The organism is [Chlorobium] sp. 445 (genome assembly GCA_002763895.1).
Classification (GTDB): domain Bacteria; phylum Bacteroidota; class Chlorobiia; order Chlorobiales; family Thermochlorobacteraceae; genus Thermochlorobacter.
In genome coordinates, this window is the sequence record NSLH01000002.1 from 101,804 (window position 1) to 122,190 (window position 20,387).

Annotated in this window: 14 protein-coding genes and 6 pseudogenes; 19 read left to right on the top strand and 1 reads right to left on the bottom strand. The window is 44.2% G+C overall.

The window, feature by feature from the left end:
* The 3 genes and pseudogenes from CMR00_01630 (at position 1) to CMR00_01640 (ending at position 4,253) form a co-directional block, all read left to right on the top strand.
* Positions 1-1,250, top strand: a pseudogene (locus CMR00_01630) (ABC transporter).
* A gap of 19 nt (positions 1,251-1,269) precedes the next feature.
* Positions 1,270-2,512 (top strand): annotated as a pseudogene (locus CMR00_01635) (ABC transporter).
* A gap of 202 nt (positions 2,513-2,714) precedes the next feature.
* Complete coding sequence (locus CMR00_01640) at positions 2,715-4,253, top strand: hypothetical protein (GenBank protein PIO49067.1); 1,539 nt, start codon at positions 2,715-2,717, stop codon at positions 4,251-4,253.
* Positions 4,254-4,321: 68 nt separating this feature from the next.
* Here the strand turns inward: CMR00_01640 and CMR00_01645 are convergent, their stop codons facing one another.
* Positions 4,322-5,062, bottom strand: coding sequence for a hypothetical protein (locus CMR00_01645; GenBank protein PIO49068.1), 741 nt, complete (start codon positions 5,060-5,062; stop codon positions 4,322-4,324).
* A gap of 226 nt (positions 5,063-5,288) precedes the next feature.
* On the opposite strand from CMR00_01645, the gene CMR00_01650 reads away from it, so the two are divergent.
* The 16 genes and pseudogenes from CMR00_01650 (at position 5,289) to proC (ending at position 20,312) form a co-directional block, all read left to right on the top strand.
* The gene (locus CMR00_01650; GenBank protein ID PIO49069.1) at positions 5,289-8,258 is read left to right on the top strand and encodes a hypothetical protein; all 2,970 of its coding nucleotides are present in this window, start codon (positions 5,289-5,291) and stop codon (positions 8,256-8,258) included.
* Complete coding sequence (locus tag CMR00_01655; protein PIO49070.1) at positions 8,206-8,625, top strand: hypothetical protein; 420 nt, start codon at positions 8,206-8,208, stop codon at positions 8,623-8,625. The genes CMR00_01650 and CMR00_01655 overlap by 53 nt, the downstream gene beginning before the upstream one ends.
* A gap of 162 nt (positions 8,626-8,787) precedes the next feature.
* Positions 8,788-9,552, top strand: coding sequence for a diguanylate phosphodiesterase (locus CMR00_01660; GenBank protein PIO49071.1), 765 nt, complete (start codon positions 8,788-8,790; stop codon positions 9,550-9,552).
* 346 nt (positions 9,553-9,898) lie between these two features.
* Positions 9,899-10,294, top strand: coding sequence for a MerR family transcriptional regulator (locus tag CMR00_01665; GenBank protein PIO49072.1), 396 nt, complete (start codon positions 9,899-9,901; stop codon positions 10,292-10,294).
* A gap of 284 nt (positions 10,295-10,578) precedes the next feature.
* Positions 10,579-10,986, top strand: coding sequence for a hypothetical protein (locus tag CMR00_01670; protein PIO49073.1), 408 nt, complete (start codon positions 10,579-10,581; stop codon positions 10,984-10,986).
* Between the two features lie 3 nt (positions 10,987-10,989).
* A complete protein-coding gene (locus CMR00_01675) occupies positions 10,990-11,316 on the top strand; it encodes a hypothetical protein (GenBank protein PIO49074.1) in 327 nt (108 codons plus the stop codon).
* Entirely contained in the window at positions 11,312-11,701 is a 390-nt protein-coding gene (locus CMR00_01680; GenBank protein PIO49075.1) for a hypothetical protein, read from the top strand. Before CMR00_01675 ends, CMR00_01680 begins: the two co-directional genes overlap by 5 nt.
* Before the next feature lie 76 nt (positions 11,702-11,777).
* A complete protein-coding gene (locus tag CMR00_01685) occupies positions 11,778-12,623 on the top strand; it encodes a spermidine/putrescine ABC transporter (protein ID PIO49076.1) in 846 nt (281 codons plus the stop codon).
* A 1-nt stretch (position 12,624) separates the two neighbouring features.
* Positions 12,625-13,422 (top strand): annotated as a pseudogene (locus CMR00_01690) (ABC transporter permease).
* Complete coding sequence (locus CMR00_01695; GenBank protein ID PIO49077.1) at positions 13,419-14,453, top strand: spermidine/putrescine ABC transporter ATP-binding protein; 1,035 nt, start codon at positions 13,419-13,421, stop codon at positions 14,451-14,453. Before CMR00_01690 ends, CMR00_01695 begins: the two are co-directional and overlap by 4 nt.
* Positions 14,450-15,926 (top strand): annotated as a pseudogene (locus CMR00_01700) (aldehyde dehydrogenase). The gene CMR00_01695 and the pseudogene CMR00_01700 overlap by 4 nt, the downstream one beginning before the upstream one ends.
* A 98-nt stretch (positions 15,927-16,024) precedes the next feature.
* Positions 16,025-17,342, top strand: a pseudogene (locus tag CMR00_01705) (4-aminobutyrate--2-oxoglutarate transaminase).
* Positions 17,343-17,530: 188 nt separating this feature from the next.
* Positions 17,531-18,607 carry a hypothetical protein gene (locus tag CMR00_01710; protein ID PIO49078.1) on the top strand — a complete coding sequence of 359 codons (1,077 nt, stop codon included), beginning with the start codon at positions 17,531-17,533 and terminating at the stop codon, positions 18,605-18,607.
* Between the two features lie 3 nt (positions 18,608-18,610).
* A complete protein-coding gene (locus CMR00_01715; protein ID PIO49079.1) occupies positions 18,611-18,973 on the top strand; it encodes a hypothetical protein in 363 nt (120 codons plus the stop codon).
* Entirely contained in the window at positions 18,970-19,419 is a 450-nt protein-coding gene (locus tag CMR00_01720) for a hypothetical protein (protein ID PIO49080.1), read from the top strand. Before CMR00_01715 ends, CMR00_01720 begins: the two co-directional genes overlap by 4 nt.
* A gap of 78 nt (positions 19,420-19,497) precedes the next feature.
* A pseudogene (proC, locus tag CMR00_01725) lies at positions 19,498-20,312 on the top strand (pyrroline-5-carboxylate reductase).
* Positions 20,313-20,387 lie beyond the last annotated feature (75 nt).

The window sequence follows — 20,387 nt, forward strand, 5'->3', positions numbered from 1 at the left end:
ATGCGCCGATTTTTTTATGAATTTTCTGAGAGCGTGAAAATTGCCTACGACCAAATTATGGCTAATAAATTGCGCTCGGTTCTGACCGCGCTAGGCGTTATCATTGGCATTCTTGCCGTGACGCTGATGGGCACTGCTATTAACGGGATCGACAAAGGCTTCGATAATAGCTTAGCTATAATTGGCTACGATGTGCTCTATGTGCAAAAGTGGCCCTGGTCAAATGTAGATGACTGGTGGAACTATCGGAACCGTCGCCCAATCAAAGTGGAATATGCTGATGAGCTCAACCGCATGATTGAGCGCTCGCGCAAAACAGAATTGGTGACAGCAGTTCCGCAAAATGTGCATGTTAAGAATGCAAAGTTTGGCGAAAATCAAGTGCAAGGCGCATTTATTATGGGAACAACGGATGAATACCCGCTGGTCTCACGAATCGACCTAATCGAAGGGCGCTTCTTTAGCAGTGCAGAATCTGTTGCAGGTCGACCAGTGTGTATCATTGGCTATGATATTGCAGATGCACTGTTTCCAAACATATCACCCATTGACAAAACGATTCAAATTGGCAACGCCCAAGCAAGAATTATTGGGGTGCTGGCAAAACAAGGTAAGTTTTTGGGTCTCTTCAGTTTCGACTCCCAAATTATAGTCCCGTTAGGCTTTTCTAAGAAATACTTTGGTGTAACGCCCAACGACCGCATTTGCGTCAAAATTAAAGACAAGACACGTGCCCAAGATGCAAAAGAAGAGCTTATCGGGCTCATGCGACGTGTGCGAGGACTGTTACCGGACCAGAAAGATGATTTTAGTGTCAACGAACAGGAGGCATTCAAAAGTACGATAGACCCAATTAAGTCGGGCATTGCGCTGGCTGGGCTTTTCATTACAGGGCTATCGCTGTTTGTGGGTGCAATTGGAATTATGAACATCACGTTTGTAAGTGTCAAAGAGCGTACAAAAGAAATTGGCACGCGCAAAGCCTTAGGTGCACGACGCCGCACCATTTTGATGCAGTTCCTCATTGAAGCGGTCTCAATTTGCTTAGTCGGCGGTGTGATTGGGCTGCTTACCGCTTATGCACTAAGTGCACTTATTGCGCTGACTGCGCCTGATTTCCCGATGAGTTTCTCGCTGAATTTGGTACTCATTGGCATGATTACCTCTATTCTGACTGGTATTTTTCAGGATTTGCACCAGCTTATTCAGCGTCAAAACTTGATCCTGTGGTCGCTTTGCGTTATGAGTAACATCACGAACGAATAGACTATGCGCTTCTCAGAGGTTTTTTTAATGGCGATGGTTTCGCTAGGCGCAAATAAGCTGCGCTCTGGACTAACGATGTTTGGCATCACGATTGGGGTCTTTTAGTGTGATTGGGGTGATGACAATTGTAGGGGCACTACAAAATTCAATTGAAAATGGTTTAGCTTTCCTAGGCTCTAACACTTTTCAGGTCGCAAAGTATCCCTCCATTCAGATATTTGGCGGAAATGTAAGTGATAAATATGCTAATCGACGCGATATTACCTACGACGATGTGCAACGTTTGGAAAAGTTGATTCAAGGACAATACGCTGCATTCTGCCCCAAAATCTTTAACAACAATAAACAAGGCACTTACGCTGGCTACAAAACAAATCCGAATATCTCTGTTGTGGGCACCAACAAAGATTTTCTAGCGGTCAATCAGCATACGATTGAAGCCGGACGCAATCTGAACGATGAAGATGTGGAGTTTGCTCGCAGTGTGGTGGTGATTGGACAAGACCTAAAGAAGCGGCTTTTCCCGAACGACTTTGATGACCCGCTCAATAAACTTATCAAAGTTGGAGGCAAGACCTATCGTGTGGTAGGGATATTGGCGCCAAAAGGCAGTTCGTTTGGCAATAACAATGATAACCTTGCCCTGATTCCGCTCACGCGTTATTTCATTGACTATGGCAAATACAACCGCACAATTAATGTGGCGATTCAAGCTAAGTCCCAAGCCGAGTTTGAGCAAACCATAGACAAAACGATTGGGGCAATGCGTATTGTGCGCGGCTTAGAAGCCGATGAAGAAAATGATTTTGAAATTTACTCCAATGATTCACTGATCAACACATTTGATCAAATTGCAGGCGTCGTAAAAATCGGTGCATTCATTATCAGTTTTATTGCACTCATTACAGCAGGCATTGGGATTATGAATATCATGCTCGTTTCGGTAACGGAGCGAACAAAAGAAATCGGTATTCGCAAATCCATTGGCGCAAAAAAGCGTCACATTCTCATGCAATTTCTCATTGAAGCAGTCATTCTTTCTGAACTGGGTGGCTTGCTTGGAATTTTACTGGGTGTGATTGGCGGCAATTTAGGAGCCGCTGCAGTGAGTGCTACTGCGATTTTCCCTTGGGATTGGGCAATTATCGGACTTGTGATTTGCTCACTTATTGGAATTGGTTTCGGATTCTTCCCCGCCATGAAAGCAGCTTCACTTGACCCCATAGAAGCCTTGCGCTTCGAGTAGTACAGCATCGCTCAAGAAAGACCACAAGATCGCTTTACCTGATTTGCCGACAGGTGTGTCTTGTGAGAAGAAGTGACGGCCAATTTGGAGTGTAGTTTCATCGTCAAATTGGAGTGAGTGCTGCTCAAAAATTTTTTATTGACTTCTTCAATTGTAAGCATGGCAGTCAAGCAACATAGAAAGCAAAACTAACTACTGCACTATGCAAGTGTCTCACTTTTGGCAACGCTTTCAGGCATTTTTTGTTACTATCCCTGACACACTACAACCAGCATTCTTTGCCGAACTTGCTAGACACAATTACTCTCGCGCAATTGTGTTATCATTAGGCTTGATGATTATTCATGTGGGTCTGATTGAACTGAATTTTTCGCAGCGTTATCAAAATGGAGTATGGCAAAGTGTAGGGTATGAGCAACTGGCGTATCTACACTTTATTCTTGAAGGTGTGCTTGCACTTTGGCTGTTGCTGGTGGTCTTCTTCAATCGCAAAACCGCTTCGCCTGCTGTTCAGTATCGTTGGGCATTTGTATTTTCTTTTTTTATGATGATCTGGTGCGCTGCACTGAGCAGTTCGGACCAGAAAATTCACGGGCAAATCACAGTCTACATTATCGCACTTTTTGGCTTGGCAGCAACACAGTATTATTCACTGCGTGCAAGCCTTGTGCTATACGGCATGCCACACACCGCTCTGCTTTTGGGTATTGCCGAGATGCAAAGCGATGCGCAAACAGCCAGTGCACATTATATCAACGCTTCAGTAGCAGCGATTTTGGCATGGCTCCTGTCTCGCCTTGCTTATGCAAACTTTGCCCGCGAATTTCTCTTGCGCCAGAAAGAAAAAGAACTGCTGCACGAGCTTAGCAAGCAAGCTGAGCACCTTGCCAAAGAAAAACAGCATACAGACCGCCTGCTGCGCGAACTCAGCGAAGCCAGTTGGGAACTTGCACTGACGAATGAATCGCTACAACGCGCAAATGCCTTCAAAACTGAACTCTTTGAAATTGCAGCACATGACCTCAAAAATCCACTTCAAGCCATCGTGGGCTTTTCGCATTTGATTGATGAATTCGATGACATAGCGAAAGTCAAAGAAATGAACAAAGTTATTTATCGTAATGCAGAACGCATGTTCGGGCTCATTTCTGAATTTTTGGAGCAAGCCAACATAGAGCAGCAGATGCAGAACTTAGAGAAGAGTTTAACCAACCTCTCATCTCTCACAGAGCAAGTTGTTTCACGCTTTATGCATCAAGCTGCACTGAAGCAGCAGACTATCACAACGCACATTGAGCCCAATTGTTTTGCAAAAGTAGACAGTGTTCTGATTCAATCTGTACTTGAAAATCTGCTCAGCAATGCAATCAAGTACTCACCTGAAGGCAAGACTATTACAGCGAACTGCGAAAAAAGACAAGCCAAAAGTAGACAGCAAGAAACAATAAGTAAAAAGCAAGAAGAAAAAGTGCATGTGCCGCTCACTTGCATACGCATCTCTGTTCAAGATGAAGGACAAGGACTTTCAGAGGAAGATATGAAGCAACTGTTTGGCAAGTTCAAGCGACTTTCCGCGACACCCACAGGTGGCGAGAATTCCACGGGACTGGGGCTCTACCTTGCTCGCCAAATTATTGACCGACATGGTGGACGCATCTGGGCAGAATCGGACGGCAAAGACAGAGGCGCAACATTTTTCATTGAACTACCTGCCGCTGTAGAAAAAGTCGCAGAAGCATAATGGCTAACTTTCATGATGGTGCTAAGTTGCGTTAAGGCAATATCTCTACCGAGCTTATCTGCTGCAATCTACGGCGGCATCTCAGGTGGAAGAATTTCAACGCGGTAGCGTGCACGAAGGGGATTGCCGTTCGCATCGGTGAAGGCTTCAATTTCTTCTTTAGTCAGTTTCAATGGCAGCACCGCGTCTGCAGGCGCAAGTTGCACATAGAAAATCTTGGTTGTGCTGTCCAACTGACCAAAAGACTGACCAAATCGAGATGGTATATCTGTTCGTATATCTTGTCGATAAGAGACTTCACCATTCAGTGCAATGGTAATTTCTCTCTCTCCTTTGGAGGTTTTCTGGGTATAGATGCGTGGTGCAAAGAGAGAGGGATCGGCATAGACCGGTGCGTCAATGTAGAAAAGAGGCTTTTGTTGCTCAGCACGATGTGCCTCGAGAAAATCGCCGATAAGCACAAATTCCTCGCGCGTAATCTCCTTCGGCGAAAGCCACATGGCTCTGCCATACATGGTCGAGACAACATAGCGCGAGATGTCGTCAAACGGTGTAGACGGATCTGGTGGAGTGGAGTGCGATGCAATCGGTGAGAGATGGCGAATGGCGATAACATGCTGCAAGTCTTCAGGGTGAACAGGCAAAACAAAGTGCAGTGTATTGCGGAATTTCGGTTCAATTTTCTCACCAGTACCCCATACGTATTTCCCATTGAGTGAGAGCAGCAATTGATGTCCAGTATAACCAACATGCGCTTTAGCAAGCTCTTCATAGAGAATACGTGTGCCTCTGAATGTCGTATCAAGCAAGACCTTGCGTTTAGGTGGCTCTATCTCCGTGAGAAACGCAAGAACAAAAACAGACCTATGAGGATGATAGGTATAAGGGCGACTGACCCAACAATTACAAGCACTCCAATACCTAAAATTTTGAGGATGCTATCCATTGTGAGAAATAAGAAGATGTTGTTATACTCCGACACTAACTTATGACAGCAGAAGGTAAAAAAATCTAAATGTCAAAAAAGAGAGAAATATGAAAAAGCTGTTACTACTTACTGTGCTAATTATTTCCCCTCTGTCGCTGTATGCGCAAGGAAAGCTGCGGATTGGTTACTCGCCAATACAAAAAGGGACTTATTTTGAAAAAAGTTTCTTTACAGCGGACGGGAAGCTCCTGGTTAGCCTTACTAAATTGACTCTACAAGATAATTATTCACGGATTTACATTTGGGATGTTGAAAGTGGAAGGTTCTTGCTATCGCGCTCGACTGAGGACTTAGGCAACATGTATGAAGTTGCAGGCTTTATTCCTGATTACAAAAATGATTTATTATATCTTCAAGAGCGAGGTGGGGGAGTACGTGATAAGGCAATTAATATGAAAACGTTTGAAGTTGCTTCCTTGCCGAGCAATGTTAAAATAATTATAGAAGAATACAAAAGAAAAATTCCTGAGCCTTTAAAGCATCCTCATTCTGACAGTGTAAAATTAACTAAAGAATTATTGCAAGATGAGTATTATGTAAGCCATTTTGTTCCTTCGAGACCTATTGCTGTAGTAAGGAATCTTAATGCGGGCGTAAAGCTTTTTAATTATGAAAAAAAGACCACAATTGATGTTCCATTTAACTTTGCGACGAACACTGACGCTGACGAAATTCTATTTACTCCGGCGCAATCAATTGCAGTTGTAGATGTAGGGATAGGGCGAGTAGCATGGAATTGGGAAACGGGACAAGAATACTATTTGACGGTGCGCGAAGACCTTATAAGCTCGATAGAGGAATTAGAACAATTTAATCTTAATCATTATAATCTTTATTATGAACGTCCGGGTACAAAAGTCTATGATACTCGGTATATATTTGGCGAACCTCAAGCAGATATTTCTAGTGAATATGGAATTGCTATTGTACATAAATCTGGATCGGGAAATATCGGAATTTTTGATTTAAAGAGCTTAGAGTTGAAAGCTCTTTTGCGTCCAGAGGATTATCTTTTGAAGTTTAATAAAAAAGATGAGCCAATATTCTGCGAGATTACACATATAAGAGCTATTAATGAACAATTTTCTCTTGCTGTGCTACAGTATCGTATAAAAGTTTCTCAAGTTGATGGTGGTAAACCGCATACTTGCGAAATTGTAAAAATCAATAATAAAACAGGAAAGATAGAAGGGCGACTGCTTTTGCCGAAAGATCCACGTATGGAAGCTTTTAAAGTTCCCTACTATAATATCCCTAATTTTCCAAAATACTACTTTGATTTAACGATGTCTAATGCTCCCTACTTTACTGTCTCTTTTCTGGGAGACAAAATACTGAAAATACCTAATACAATTTATATCATAGATGTAAGTTCGCTAAAAATAGCTAAGAAATTGTCAGGAGAGCTAATTACATTGGATTCATTATTATACTACTATGATGAAACGAATATCTACTTACTTAATCCAGAAACATCGCAACAGCAAATACTTTATACTGTACCAAAAGAAAGAAAATTAACTAAGGTTTCTATTTCTGATGACAGAAAAAGGATTGCTTATGCCTTCCCTTATGGAAAAAGTGATCCAAAAATTGGAATTTACGAGCCGCCCGACGCTTATGTAATTGCAGATATCCAGACAAAACAAGATTCTATCATTAAACCAGAACCGGGAAAACTCTACGCCAGTAAGCTATGGCCATATATTTCCAAAAACAGTCAGGTTAGCTTTCTTGTGAAAGATCTCAGACTTATGAACGATCAATTGAAATACAGCTGGAATGCAAAAGAATATCTCGTATCATCAACTGAAAGTTCAGAAATTTACATTCGAAATTCCACTTCTTCGAAGTATACTGTTAGAAGTGATTCTCGAGCATTAGGAACTACAAATAACGGAATCCAATTTCGTGGACCGCTTGTATTATGGTTTGGAAGAGATGGAAATTTGAAGTTTTATGACTTGGAAAACAGGTTTCTATATGATTTTATAGTGAACAGATATGCTGATCAATTTGTTATTGTTCGTGAAGATGGATACTATTGCGGCAGTACCGAAATGTTACGAAATTACTATATTATTGATGGATTTAAAACTTATGGATTAGAACAATATGATGCTTCACTGAATCGCCCTGACATCATATACAAAGCACTACCTTTTAGTCAAGCGACCTTCTTGTCTCTACTGGAGAAAATCGTTTCGGTGCGTCAAAAAATGCTTGCAGTTTCATCAACCTATAACATAACTCAGGTGGACGAGATTGTCGTACGTGAGCTAAATGTAAAAACTCAACCGAATGGCGACGTCGCTGAAATAACGGTTGCTCCAGCCGAGGGCTCAAATCCGCCAGTTCTGATTCACGCATTTGCTGACGGCGTGCCAGTATTTGGCAAAAAAGGCTTAAAATTTCAGCCAAATACCGATAATAAAATGAATATATCAGTGCCACTATTATTTGGCAATAACAAGATTGAAATCAGTGGTATTGATCGAAATGGAAATGAATCAAGACGACTCGAGTTTGTGGTTCGATCAGGTACTAAGCCAAAGAATGCAAAATTGATTGGTATTCATATTGGTGTCTCTACATTCAAGGACTCTACTTTTAATTTAACTTATGCAGCAAAAGATGCTGAAGATCTTTCAAAACAATTTAACCTATCGGGCTATGAATCCGAGAAAATTGTGCTGACGAATGAACAAGTAACGACAGAAAATATATCTAAACTAAAACAAAAACTACTTGCGACCTCTGTTCATGATGTTGTTTTAATAAGTGTTGCAAGCCATGGTGTTCTAGACTCAACGCTAAACTATTATATTGCAACACATGATATGGATTTCATGAATTCGGCAGTTCGTGGTATTCCATATTCATTGTTCGAAGATTTATTGGATGGAATACCTGCTCGCAGAAAAGTCTTGTTAATTGATGCATGTAATAGCGGTGAAAATTTAAATGTTGAAGGGCTTTCAGAAAAAGAAAAAAAGTTTACAAAAAAATACAACTAAGCAAGGCGTGAGAGCGCGTGGTTTCAAAAAAGCTCAAGATGCATCTAGTTCCTTTACACAAAATAACGTGCGACGACTTTTTGAATTACTCTTCCCTGAAGTACGCAGAGGAACTGGAGCAATAGTTGTAAGTGCCTCTGGAGCGCAAGAATTCGCTTTTGAAAGCGCTCAATGGAAAAATGGCGTCTTTACATATGCTGTACTTCAAGGTATTCAAACCATGCAAGCCGACTTAAATAAAGATAGAAAACTAATGATGCGCGAACTTAAAGAATATGTTTATCGTAAGGTTCAAGATTTGACTAACGGCATGCAAAATCCTACAAGCAGATTGGATAACATCCGTTTGGATATAGAAGTAAAATGACAGATTGGCTTTCAGCGTGAAAAAAACTCCAAAAAGTTGCTTGTTACACAGAGACTTTGCTAGAAAAGTTTTAAATTAACGAAAATAGGAAAGGAGGTTTAAGCGTTAGGAAGGCAACTGAAGTGCTTAAAAACAACATTAGCGAAAAGTAATAAGCAAGCAATGAAAGAACAAACAAACTATGCAATACTGTCTTGTCAGGATTGCCTTAATGGTGCAGGTTTATCCTTTACATTTACAATGGCGTTTCAGCCAATTCTCGATGTAAAAGCAAATTCCGTGTTCGCGTATGAAGCGCTGGTACGTGGTGTAAATGGCGAAAGCGCAGCTAGCATTTTATCGCAAGTAAATGAAAACAACCGGTATCGCTTTGACCAAGCCATCCGTGTGAAAGCGATTGAGCTGGCAGCGCGCCTTGAGATGACAACACACCTGAGCATCAACTTTTTAGCAAATGCTGTCTATCGTGCAGAAACCTGTATTCGTGCTACGCTCGAGGCAGCAAAGCTCTATAACTTCCCGATTGAGCGCATCATCTTTGAAGTTACTGAGGGTGAAAGAATTGACGATAAAGCGCATCTAGCAAGTATCATCAAAGAATACAAGCGCCAAGGCTTCAAGACCGCAATTGACGATTTTGGCGCAGGCTATTCAGGCTTGAACTTACTGGCAGAGTTTCAGCCCGACTTTATCAAACTCGACCTTGAATTGGTACGACACATCGACCAAGATAGAATCAAGCAAGCAATTCTGCATGGAATTATGACGGTCTGCAATGAAGTGGGGATTGAGATTATCGCTGAAGGCGTAGAAAGTCAAGCCGAGCATGAGTTTCTTGCGCTGTCAGGTATTCGCTATATGCAAGGCTTCTACTTTGCTAAACCAGACATTGAACGCTTGCCACAGCCGCAACTGTTGGAAAGATAGTACCATGTCATGTGGCACATTGCCCGATGTTGCAAGACTGACTTCAAAGGAGAAAGCTGCTGCACCATCAGAGGCTTCGACGATAAAAAATGATGGAGATAGCGATGTTTGCCATCTGGTAGCGTGCGCCAACTTGCCCAATAAATGTTGGCTTGGGACTTTTTTCTACGCTGGAACAGTAGAGTATTTGTAGGGGCAAGTCTGAATGCAGGACATTGCAAGTGCTTGTTAGCGATACTTGTGCAGAGCGAGTATGAAGTGTGAGGAGCAGAATATAAATTGCAGAAACAAGTGTAGTAACGCGCTTGTTTTCGTAGCGTTTTGACTGTCACACTCTGCATGCGTTATGAAACCCTTTGAGGCAAAAAAACTTTATTATTCTATTGGTGAAGTCAGTAAGATTACCTCACTGCCAGCATATTTGCTGCGCCATTGGGAGAATGAATTTCCACAACTCTCGCCCTCGCGTAATGCCAAAGGTAATCGTGTCTATACCAACAAGGATATTGCGACCGTGCTAACTATCAAAAAGTTGATTTATGACGATGGTTACACAATTGAAAAAGCACGTGAGATAATGCAAGGACAAGGCACGACAAACACAGCGCTCAAAGAAACAGACGAATTGCTTCGTCAGCGACAGGCGACACTCAAAGTTACACACAAGCACAGCGACCAACGACGGCAGACACTGATGGAAATCCGCGCTGTGATAGAAGAACTGCTCGAGAAACTTGGGTAGTATCAGTGCATGGCGGAGAAGTGCTGTAAGTTTGTGAGGTGAGTGCTGGTGTGGCATCGTGTTTGTAGTGCACTGTTACGGCGTGCTGCAGAGAGACTGCAAAAGAGTAATTGCCTTGAAAGTAAGCGCAACTGAACCAGAGGTGCAAACCACGTGCGGCGCATGCAAGGGGTTCATACCTGCTGAAAGAAGCATAACTCAGTTGTTGGAAAATAAGGGCGCTTCTGCATCTTCATTGATGTCATAAGTATCTTTACACTGACGTATCAACAAAACAAAAAACAATGAAGCGACTCAACACCTTTATCATTGTGCTCGGCATCATCGCTTTACTAAGCAGTTGTGGTGGTGGAAAAGCTGAAAAAGACAGTAAAGACAGCAAACCTGCTGCAAGTGCGCCCACTGATTTTGCTGGCAAGACCCTCAACATTCTTTGCTGGGAAGGCTATGCAGATGTGCTGTTTACCAAGCCCTTTGAAGAAAAATATGGCTGTAAAGTGAAAGGCACGTATTTTGGCTCTTCTGATGAGTTGATTTCCAAACTGACTGCTGGCGGCGGCGAAGTCTACGATATCGTCTCGCCCTCAGCGGATATGGCGCAAGCGCTCATTGAGCAAGATTTGGTGCAGACGATTGACCTGAAGAAAATTACGCACTACGACTCATTGGCTCCGAGATTGAGAGCAATGTAGGATGTGGTGAAAGATGGCAAGAGCTACGGTGTGCCGTTTACTTGGGGACCAGACTATCTTGTCTATAACGCAGATGAAGTCAAGGATCCTGACTCCTGGATGATTTTCTCTGACCGCAAATACAAAGGCAAAATTGCTCTGTGGGACGATATTTCCAGTCTCTATCTGGCTGGGATCTGGCTTGGTTTTGACAAGCCAGATAAAAGTGCACTCTATAACATGAGCGAGGAACAACTTGCAGCTGTCAAAGCCAAACTCTTGGAGCTCAAGCCGCAAGTGCGCAAGTTTTGGGTAACAGCGGGTGAGTTAGATAATCTGATGAAAAATTAAAGAAGTCGTAGCTGCAGTCGGCTGGCCCCTGACCCCTGCAACGCTCTCGAAAGAAGGCATGAATGTAAAAGGCATTGTGCCCAAAGAAGGGGCAACAGGTTGGATTGATCGTCTGATGATTACGAAGACATCGCCAAATGTGGAACTGGCGCATCTGTGGATTGACTACATCACTCAGGCTGAGAACATGGCAAAGGTGGCGGAAGTAACAAATTATTCAGTAGCTAACCCCAGTGCCGCAAGATACCTTTCGCCTGAGAAACTTGAGCTAACGCAGATGAACAACACGGACTACTATTTTGAGCGCATCAACTTCTGGCAGTATGTCAAAAACCGCAAGCGCTACAACGAGGTCTGGAACGAAGTCAAAGGCGGCATGCAATAAATTTAAGGCGTGGGGCAGCAGCATACTTTTCCTGCGGCCCTTTGTCATTCATTTTGCGTCATGCAAAGACAACTGAATCCAAACTTTTTTACTGTTTCTGCCACTGGCAGTGTGGCTAACACTGTTTTTGATATTGCCCTACGTCAGGATATTGGTGCAAAGTTTTTACACGACCAATGACTTTGGGGTTTTGCAACCAGGCTTTAGCATAGAATCTTACAAGCGCTTTTTTACCAAAGAACTTTACTACCTGACACTGCTTAAGACTTTCGGTTTAGCAGCAAGCGTTACGGTTGTGGGATTGCTGCTCAGCATCCCACTGGCGTATTACATTGCGTTCAAGGTTGAAAAATACAAGACCTTGCTATACACAATGATTATCTTGCCGCTCTGGGTCAGTTACATTGTGCGCGCGTATGCTTGGAAAGTCATTTTAGGCAAGGAAGGCTTGCTGAACTCATTTTTGATGTTCACTGGCATTGTAAGTGAGCCAATTAGCGCTTTGTTGTATAGTGATTTGGCCGTCTTAATCGGAATGGTGCACATCTACACACCCTTTATTCTGATGCCTGTCTACACTGCCTTTGAGCAAATTCCAAAGTATCTGGTCGAAGCCTCAAAGGACTTAGGCGCATACCGCACAACCACGTTTTTTAGAGTGGTCTTACCGCTAAGTCTGCCGGGCATTATTGCAGGGGCAACCTTTGCATTTGTGCTCTCGCTGGGTGATTTTCTGGCGCCAGCTTTGCTGGGAGGCTCAGAGACACTGTTCATTGCAAACATTTTCCAAAATATGTTTGGTACATCCAACGATAAACCATTAGGCTCTGCAATTGGTATTGTCATGATTATAGTCGTCGCCGTGATCCTAGAAATATCATCGTGGGCTGAAAAGAAATTCTCATCGCTTCAATCTCAATGAAATGACACTACGATTTGATGTAATAAGCCTTGCAATTGCCTCATCAGCTTTTGCTGTGATAGGATTTATTTACTTTCCACTTTTAACCGTCGTCATCTATTCGTTTAACATCGACAGCGTCAATGCATTCCCGATATGAGGCTTTTCACTCAAATGGTATGAACAAGCCTTTTCAAATGAATCACTGTTGCAAAGCCTGCAAGTCAGCATCATAATAGCGATAACAGCGACTGCCTCAGCCTTAGTGATAGGCACGATGGGCGCACTAGCCATGCACAAATATGATTTTCCCCTCAAACGCCTGTTTGAGAGAGTGATACTACTGCCAATTACCTTACCTGGAATTTTGACAGGCGTGGCAATGCTATCATTTTTCCCGCTGATTGGTGTCAAACTCTCGCTTACTGCAGTGGTCATAGGCCATACTACCTTCTTAATCAGTATCGTGCTGACGCAGGTGTTGGCACGGCTAAAACGGCTGGATCCGTTTTTGGAAGAAGCCGCTGCTGATTTGGGCTCAAACCGCTGGCAAGCCTTCTGGAAAGTGGTGTTCCCTAACATTAGAACGTCTTTGATTGGGGCAGCACTGTTAGCCTTTACACTCTCGATCGATGAGATTCCAGTGACCTTTTTCTTGATAGCTCGGGAAAATACCTTGCCTATAGAGATTTACACCATGATGCGCCGCGGCATTACGCCTGAAGTAAACGCAATTGCAACTGTGATATTTGGCATTTCTTTGCTGACATTGATCCTTTCGGTCAAACTCGGAGAACGACAAGCCTCAACGATAGTATGAGCCTGAAACTGGTCAATATCACCAAATCGTTTGGGAAACATGTGGTAATCCCTAACTTAAACTTAGAAATTCTTGACGGAGAGTTCATCACGCTCTTAGGTCCGAGTGGCTGCGGCAAAACGACACTGCTACGCATGATTGCAGGCTTTGAACTACCCAGCGCTGGCACCATTTTACTAGATGGAGAAGATATCACGCGCTTGCCGCCTTATCGGCGCAATGTCAATACAGTCTTTCAAAACTACGCACTGTTTCCGCATCTCAATGTCTTTGAAAACGTAGCTTACGGGCTTGAGCAAAAAGGTATCAAGGGTCAAGAGCTAAAAAATCAGGTGATGCAAATACTGGAGCGCGTCCAAATGGCTGATTTTGCCCAGCGTAAGCCTCGAGAACTTTCAGGCGGGCAGCAGCAGCGTGTTGCCCTAGCGCGCGCAATAGTCAACAAGCCCAAAGCGTTACTGCTCGATGAGCCACTTGGTGCCCTTGACTTGAAGCTCCGCAAACAGATGCAAAACGAACTCAAACAGCTGCACCGCGACTTAGGCATGACATTTCTCTTTGTAACACACGATCAAGAAGAGGCGCTCACGATGTCGGACCGCATTGCTGTAATGAACAAAGGAGTCATCGAGCAACTCTCTGACCCGCAAACACTCTATGACCATCCCAAAACCAAATTCGTGGCTGATTTTATTGGTGAGAACAACACCTTAATTGGGGAAGTACATGATGGGGTCTTCAAAGGCAAAGGCTTTGAGATCCCAGCTCAAACAGAGGTTCGTGGCAAAGCCATGTTATTTATTCGTCCCGAGTACATCTTCTTCAACTTGCGCACGCCAGAAGGGATTAAGGTGAAAATCGCAGAAAAAACCTTTCTCGGAAGCCTGTGGCGAATTCGCTGTGAGACTTTAGGACATGAGTGGGTTGATGTCACGATTAAACCTGATGAAATTGAAAAGCTCAGCGATTTGCACGAAAGTTATATCGTCTGGAAAAAAGAAAAAGCGAATATCATTCACTACTCGACATGAAACACTATCAAATGTATATCAACGGAGAGTGGGTCAATGCTGCCGATGCAGGAACGCGCAAAATTATTGATCCTGCAACAAGTGAAGTCATTGCTACCGTGCCAGAAGCAACAGCAGCCGATGTCGACAAAGCCGTCAAAGCTGCTCGTCAGGCTTTTGACCATACCAACTGGGGGGCAGCGACAATGCCATCAATCGCGCTAAACTGCTGAATATGTTGGCTAATAAGCTACGTGAACATGCCAGTTTCTTTGCAGAACTCGATACGCGCAACTGCGGCAAACCACTTGTTGAATCAGAAATTGATGTGGCAGACTCTGCCAATTGCTTCGAGTACTACGCTGGTCTTGCTACAAAAATTATGGGCGAAACCGTCGCTGTGCCCGCAAATATGCAGAGCATGGTTTTGCGAGAACCTGTTGGGGTTTGCGCTCAAATTATTCCATGGAACTACCCGCTGCTGATGGCGACATGGAAAGTGGCGCCAGCTTTAGCGGCAGGGTGCACTGTGGTCTTAAAGCCCTCTGAACTGACACCACTTTCTGCACTTGAACTGGCAAAGTTAGCCCAAGAAGTGGGGATACCAGCAGGCGTGCTCAATGTCATCACAGGGGTCGGAGAAACCGCTGGTGCCGCCTTGGTCAATCACCCCGAAATTGACAAAATTGCTTTCACAGGCGGCACAGACACTGGCATGAAAATTATGGCTGCTGCCGCAAAAGGCATCAAGAAGGTAACGCTGGAACTTGGTGGTAAGAATCCTGCCATTGTTTTTGCTGACGCCGATTTGAACAAAGCCATCGAGTGGATTGCCTTTGCAGGCTTTGCCAATCAAGGTGAAGTCTGCTCCGCTGGGTCGCGAATTCTGGTAGAGCGACCGATTTACAACGAGGTAATTGAAAAAGTCAAAAAAATTGCGCAGAGCATCAAACTTGGACACGGCACAGACAAGCACGTCAAAATGGGACCAGTGGTGTCCAAAGAACAGTATGACAAGGTGATGCACTACATCAAAAAAGCGATTGAAGAAGGCGATAAGCTCGTTTGCGGTGGCAAACATCCAGAGGGAGCGCAATACCAAAAGGGGCTATTTATTGAACCGACAATTTTTGCCGATGTGCAGCCAAATCATACCCTCTTTCGTGAGGAAGTGTTCGGTCCAGTGATGTCTTTTACCCCTTTTGATAGCGAAGAAGAAGCGGTGGCGCTGGCAAATCAAACTGAGTATGGACTGGCGGCAGGAATTTTCACGGAAAACATTGCGCGTGCTCACCGTGTGATGAAACAAATTCGAGCTGGGATTGTTTGGGTAAATTGCTACCATCGACCTTCAACGAACTGCCTTGGGGAGGGTTCAAAAAATCAGGCATCGGGCGCGAGCTGGGCAAATATGGTCTGGACGCTTACTTAGAAACTAAACAGGTCAGTATCAACCTCGACTCGGGCAAACTCGGCTGGTATGAAACCACCTAACTAATTAGCTTTCAACTATTTGCAAAACATTAGAAACTATGGCAAAGCACGGCATAAAACATGCGCCAAAGACTTATACTCGGGCGACCTCATCGACCATCTCCTCGCAAGAACTGCTTCAGAGAAGAAACAAAGTGGTGCCCAAAGCCATGCAAATGAGCGATGCAATTGATGCCGCATTTGCAAAAGGCGCACTTTTTTTATTCGCATGATGGGAAAGAATACATTGATTTTTCAGGCGGCATTGGTGTGCTCAATGCGGGGCACTGCCCACCGGCAGTCGTGAAAGCCATTTCACGGCAAGCACAAAAGCTGATGCATACCTTCTTCAACTTGCTCACGCATGAGCCCTATGTGAGGCTTGCTGAAAAACTGATTGAAATTTTCCCGCACGGTTCAGAAACCAAAGTCATGTTGATTAATTCGGGTGCAGAAGCCGTAGAAAATGCGATTAAGATAGCTCGACAAGCTACAGGACGCAGCGCGGTCATTTGCTTTACAGGCGGCTTTCACGGTCGCACCTTGATGGGCATGACACTCACTTCAAAAGTCTCTTACAAACAGCATTGCGGTCCCTTTGCCCCAGAAGTCTATCGCCTGCCTTTCCCAGACTACTACCATAATGCCGCCAAAAACCAGTCGTTGGATGAGTTTGTCGACCAAGAAATCGCTAAACTCAAAAAGTATTTTAGTTCTGTCGTTGCCGCAAAAGAAGTAGCTGCAATAATCATTGAGCCAGTGCAAGGCGAAGGCGGGTTTTATGTTACGCCTTATCGCTATATGAAAGCACTCCGAGAAATCTGTGATGAGCACGGTATTGTCTTGATTGTCGATGAAGTCCAATCAGGATTTGGACGTACAGGCAAGTGGGCGGCTTATGAGCATTACGATATCGTTCCAGATCTGTCGACGTGGGCAAAATCGCTAGGCTCTGGAATCCCAATTGCATGTGTGATGGGCAAAGCCGAAATTATGGATAAAGCGGTGCCGGGCACACTCGGTGGCACTTATGCGGGCAATCCTGTAGCCTGTGTAGCCGCATTGGCAACAATTGAGTACATGCAGAAAATTAACATCAATGCGAAGGGTGAGCGAATTGGCAAAATCATGTTTAACTTTTTCAAAAAACTGCAAAAGCAGTGCCCTGCAATTGGTGAGGTCAGAGGCTTAGGCGCTATGGTTGCCATTGAATTGGTCAAAAATCAAGATCCTAATCAGCCTGATGCAGCACTGACAGCAAAACTGGTCAAAGCATGTGTGCAACGAGGCGTGTTCATCATTTCTGCCGGAATCTACAGCAATGTAATTCGCATTCTCTGTCCGCTGGTCATCCGCACAAGCCAACTCAAAAAAGGATTGAACATTTTGGGAGAGGAACTGCTGCAGCTTAGCACAGCGAACGGTCAAGCACATTGAATCCACCGAGCCGCACAAAGCTGCATCGCCATTGCAAAATAAAAAAACGCGCGCACAAGGTCGCCCATGCATCACGTGTTGATATAAAACCGTGCAATGCTATAGGCTAAAATCGCGCACTACAAATCTTCTGTCGTAAGACATGTAGCCGTGCTCACAAGCACCGTTGCAATGAAACGCGCACGCTAATGTATATTTGTAATTTCATTTTCACTACAAGTATGCGCTTTGCTCATCCTGAACATCTCATTTGGCTTTGGGCGCTCGTGCCTTTGGTCTTGCTAATTGCTTTTGGGCTTTGGGCACGCCTAAATGCCTTGAAAAAGCTGGGCAATCTAGCAATGCTTAACCGGCTTGCTGCCTCACGCAGTACAGCAAAACTGGTTTGGCGCGCCATTTTTACTTGGGTTGCTGTAGCCGCATTGTTGGTGGCGTTTGCAGCGCCGCAAATGGGCACACGCCTCAAAGAGGTCAAAAAGAAAGGGATTGATATTGTAATTGCGCTCGATGTGTCGTACAGTATGCTAGCTGAAGACATCAAGCCCAATCGCTTGCAAAAAGCAAAATATGAAATTAGCCGTTTGCTGGATAAACTCGGTCAAGATCGTATTGGTCTTGTCATTTTCGCAGGTGAAGCGTTTTTGCAATGCCCAATGACGACGGACAAAAGCACACTCAAACTTTTTTTAGATGTTGTCTCCACAAACGCTATTGATCTGCAAGGCACAAACTTTCGTGATGCAATTCTAGAAGCTGCTCGTGCATTTCATGGCATTGAAACAGGCGCTGCAGCCAGCGAACGCAATCAATCGCGCAGTAAGGTCGTGCTCATGTTCAGTGATGGTGAAGATCATGAAGGCAATCTTGAAGATGCTATTGAACGCGCGCAAACCGAGCGTATTCGTATCTACTCAATTGGCATTGGCTCTGATAATCCAACACCGATTCCTGTTTTTAATGCACAAGGCGAGCGCATTGACTTCAAACGCAGCAAAGACGGTGTGGTAACCACGAGCTTCGTCCCCGATCACCTCCAACGCCTAGCAGAAAAAACAGGCGGTAATTTTTATCGCATTGATGCACAAACCACAGGCTTAGAGCCTTTAATTTCTGAGCTCAATGCACTCCAAAAAGAAGAGTTTGCCTCAAAAGAGTTTGTAGACTACGACGATAGATTTCAAATTTTTTTACTCATTGCCTTCTCACTGCTGGTGTTAGAATCACTCATAGGAGATTGGCGCAAGGTAAGGCAAAAGGAGGTCTAAGCTGTGCAAGGTCAAAAATTTATTGTGCTCACAGCCGTTGTGATGTTGTCTCATAGTGCAGCATTGGGGCAGTTTTTGGATATTGAGCGCGGCAATCGCGCCTTTAATCGTGGCGAATACGACGAAGCTAAGCGTTACTACGACAAAGTACTTACGGAAAAAGAAAAACTTGAAGAGAAAAAAGAAGCTCTCTTTAACAGTGCCAGTGTCGACTACAAGAAAAAAGAGTATGAGAACGCTATTAAACAATTTGAATCGCTGGCGCAAAACAAAGACTTAAGCCAGAGCTGCGTGCCGATGCACACTACAATATCGGCAATGCACTCGTTCGGCGCGCAAAAGACCTGCCCGTCGAAGAGCAAATGAAGTTCTATCAGCAAGCGCTAAATGCCTATAAGCAAGCGCTTGAACTAAATCCGCGCGATAGAGAAGCAAAAGAAAATTATGAGTTCGTGCGCTCCATGCTGCGCCAAGAAGAAGAACGCCAGAGACAGCGCGAACAAAATAGACGAGACAAAAATCAACAAGACGAAAAACCACAAGACCAGAAAAACTCTGACAACCAGCGCAATCAAAACCGGCAAGATCAAGAGTCAGAAAAAAACGAGAAGAAAGATGAAAAAGAAAAGCAAAAGGAGTCAGAACAAAATCCAGAACCGAGAGAGAATCGAAACGAACCGATGCCGCAAAATTTCTCCAAAGAAGAAGCCGAGCGTATTCTCAATGCCTTGAAAGAACACGAGAAAGAGCTGCTGAAAAAATATCAGATGAAAAAATCTGCTGGCTCTGCTAAACCTGAAAAGGATTGGTAAAGCTAACACGCTATTGAGACAAAAAATCGCCTTTTCATAGCAGAGACTAAAACTGATTTCAAGCTATAACTCAATCAAATGTTTGCAGGAAAAACCTTAGGTATTATTGGTGCAGGCAAACTGGGTGAAGCAATCGCACTGGGTTTGCTGAATTGCGGACTTATTGTTCCGTCAGCGCTATTCTGCAGCGTCAAGCATGAAGATTCAGTTGCGCGTGTGAAAACAAAACTCGGCATTGAGCTACAATGAGCAATCGCGACGTAGCACAGCGCTCTGAGATCATTGTGCTTGCTGTTAAACCGCAAAATGTGCAAACGGTCTGCGAAGAAATTCGCGATGTACTGCAGCCCTCACAAGTGCTCATTAGCGTCGCTGCATCTGTAACAACAAGCTACATCGAAGAGCGATTGGGCAAACCCATTCCCGTCATACGCGCAATGCCCAATACCCCAGCCGTGATCAACGCAGCGATGACCGCACTGTGCAAAGGCAAGTTTGCACAAAAATCTCATCTTGATTTAGCCGCAGAAATTTTTCGCGCAGTAGGTGAAGTAGTCGAACTCGATGAAGCGTTGTTCGATGGTGTAACGGCACTTTCAGCAAGCGGTCCAGCTTACATGTATGTCGTCATTGAAGCACTCGCTGAAGCGGGCGTCAAACTCGGCATTCCTCGTGAAGTCTCAACGCTGCTCGTCTCACAAACCATGCTCGGTGCTGCCAAGCTCGCACTTGAAACCAAACAGCATCCTGCCTTGCTCAAAGATAGCGTAACCACACCTGCAGGGTGCACCATAGATGGACTCTTAGAACTTGAAGATGGCGGCTTGCGTGTAACTTTGATTAAGGCAGTTGTCAGAGCCGCAGAACGCGCAAGCGAATTGGTGAAGAAGTAATGAGCGTGTCCTGCTTGCTGGCGCAACAGACCTTTCGTGATGTGCTGATAGCTGTTCGCGTATGCTGGTCGATAC

Excerpts from the sequence above, each read along its gene's own strand:
- CMR00_01640 (PIO49067.1), top strand. The coding sequence starts at position 2,715 with ATGCAAGTGTCTCACTTTTGGCAACGCTTTCAGGCATTTTTTGTTACT.
- CMR00_01650 (PIO49069.1), top strand. The coding sequence starts at position 5,289 with ATGAAAAAGCTGTTACTACTTACTGTGCTAATTATTTCCCCTCTGTCG.
- CMR00_01655 (PIO49070.1), top strand. The coding sequence starts at position 8,206 with ATGTTGAAGGGCTTTCAGAAAAAGAAAAAAAGTTTACAAAAAAATACA.
- CMR00_01660 (PIO49071.1), top strand. The coding sequence starts at position 8,788 with ATGAAAGAACAAACAAACTATGCAATACTGTCTTGTCAGGATTGCCTT.
- CMR00_01665 (PIO49072.1), top strand. The coding sequence starts at position 9,899 with ATGAAACCCTTTGAGGCAAAAAAACTTTATTATTCTATTGGTGAAGTC.
- CMR00_01670 (PIO49073.1), top strand. The coding sequence starts at position 10,579 with ATGAAGCGACTCAACACCTTTATCATTGTGCTCGGCATCATCGCTTTA.
- CMR00_01695 (PIO49077.1), top strand. The coding sequence starts at position 13,419 with ATGAGCCTGAAACTGGTCAATATCACCAAATCGTTTGGGAAACATGTG.
- CMR00_01710 (PIO49078.1), top strand. The coding sequence starts at position 17,531 with ATGTATATTTGTAATTTCATTTTCACTACAAGTATGCGCTTTGCTCAT.
- CMR00_01720 (PIO49080.1), top strand. The coding sequence starts at position 18,970 with ATGAAGTTCTATCAGCAAGCGCTAAATGCCTATAAGCAAGCGCTTGAA.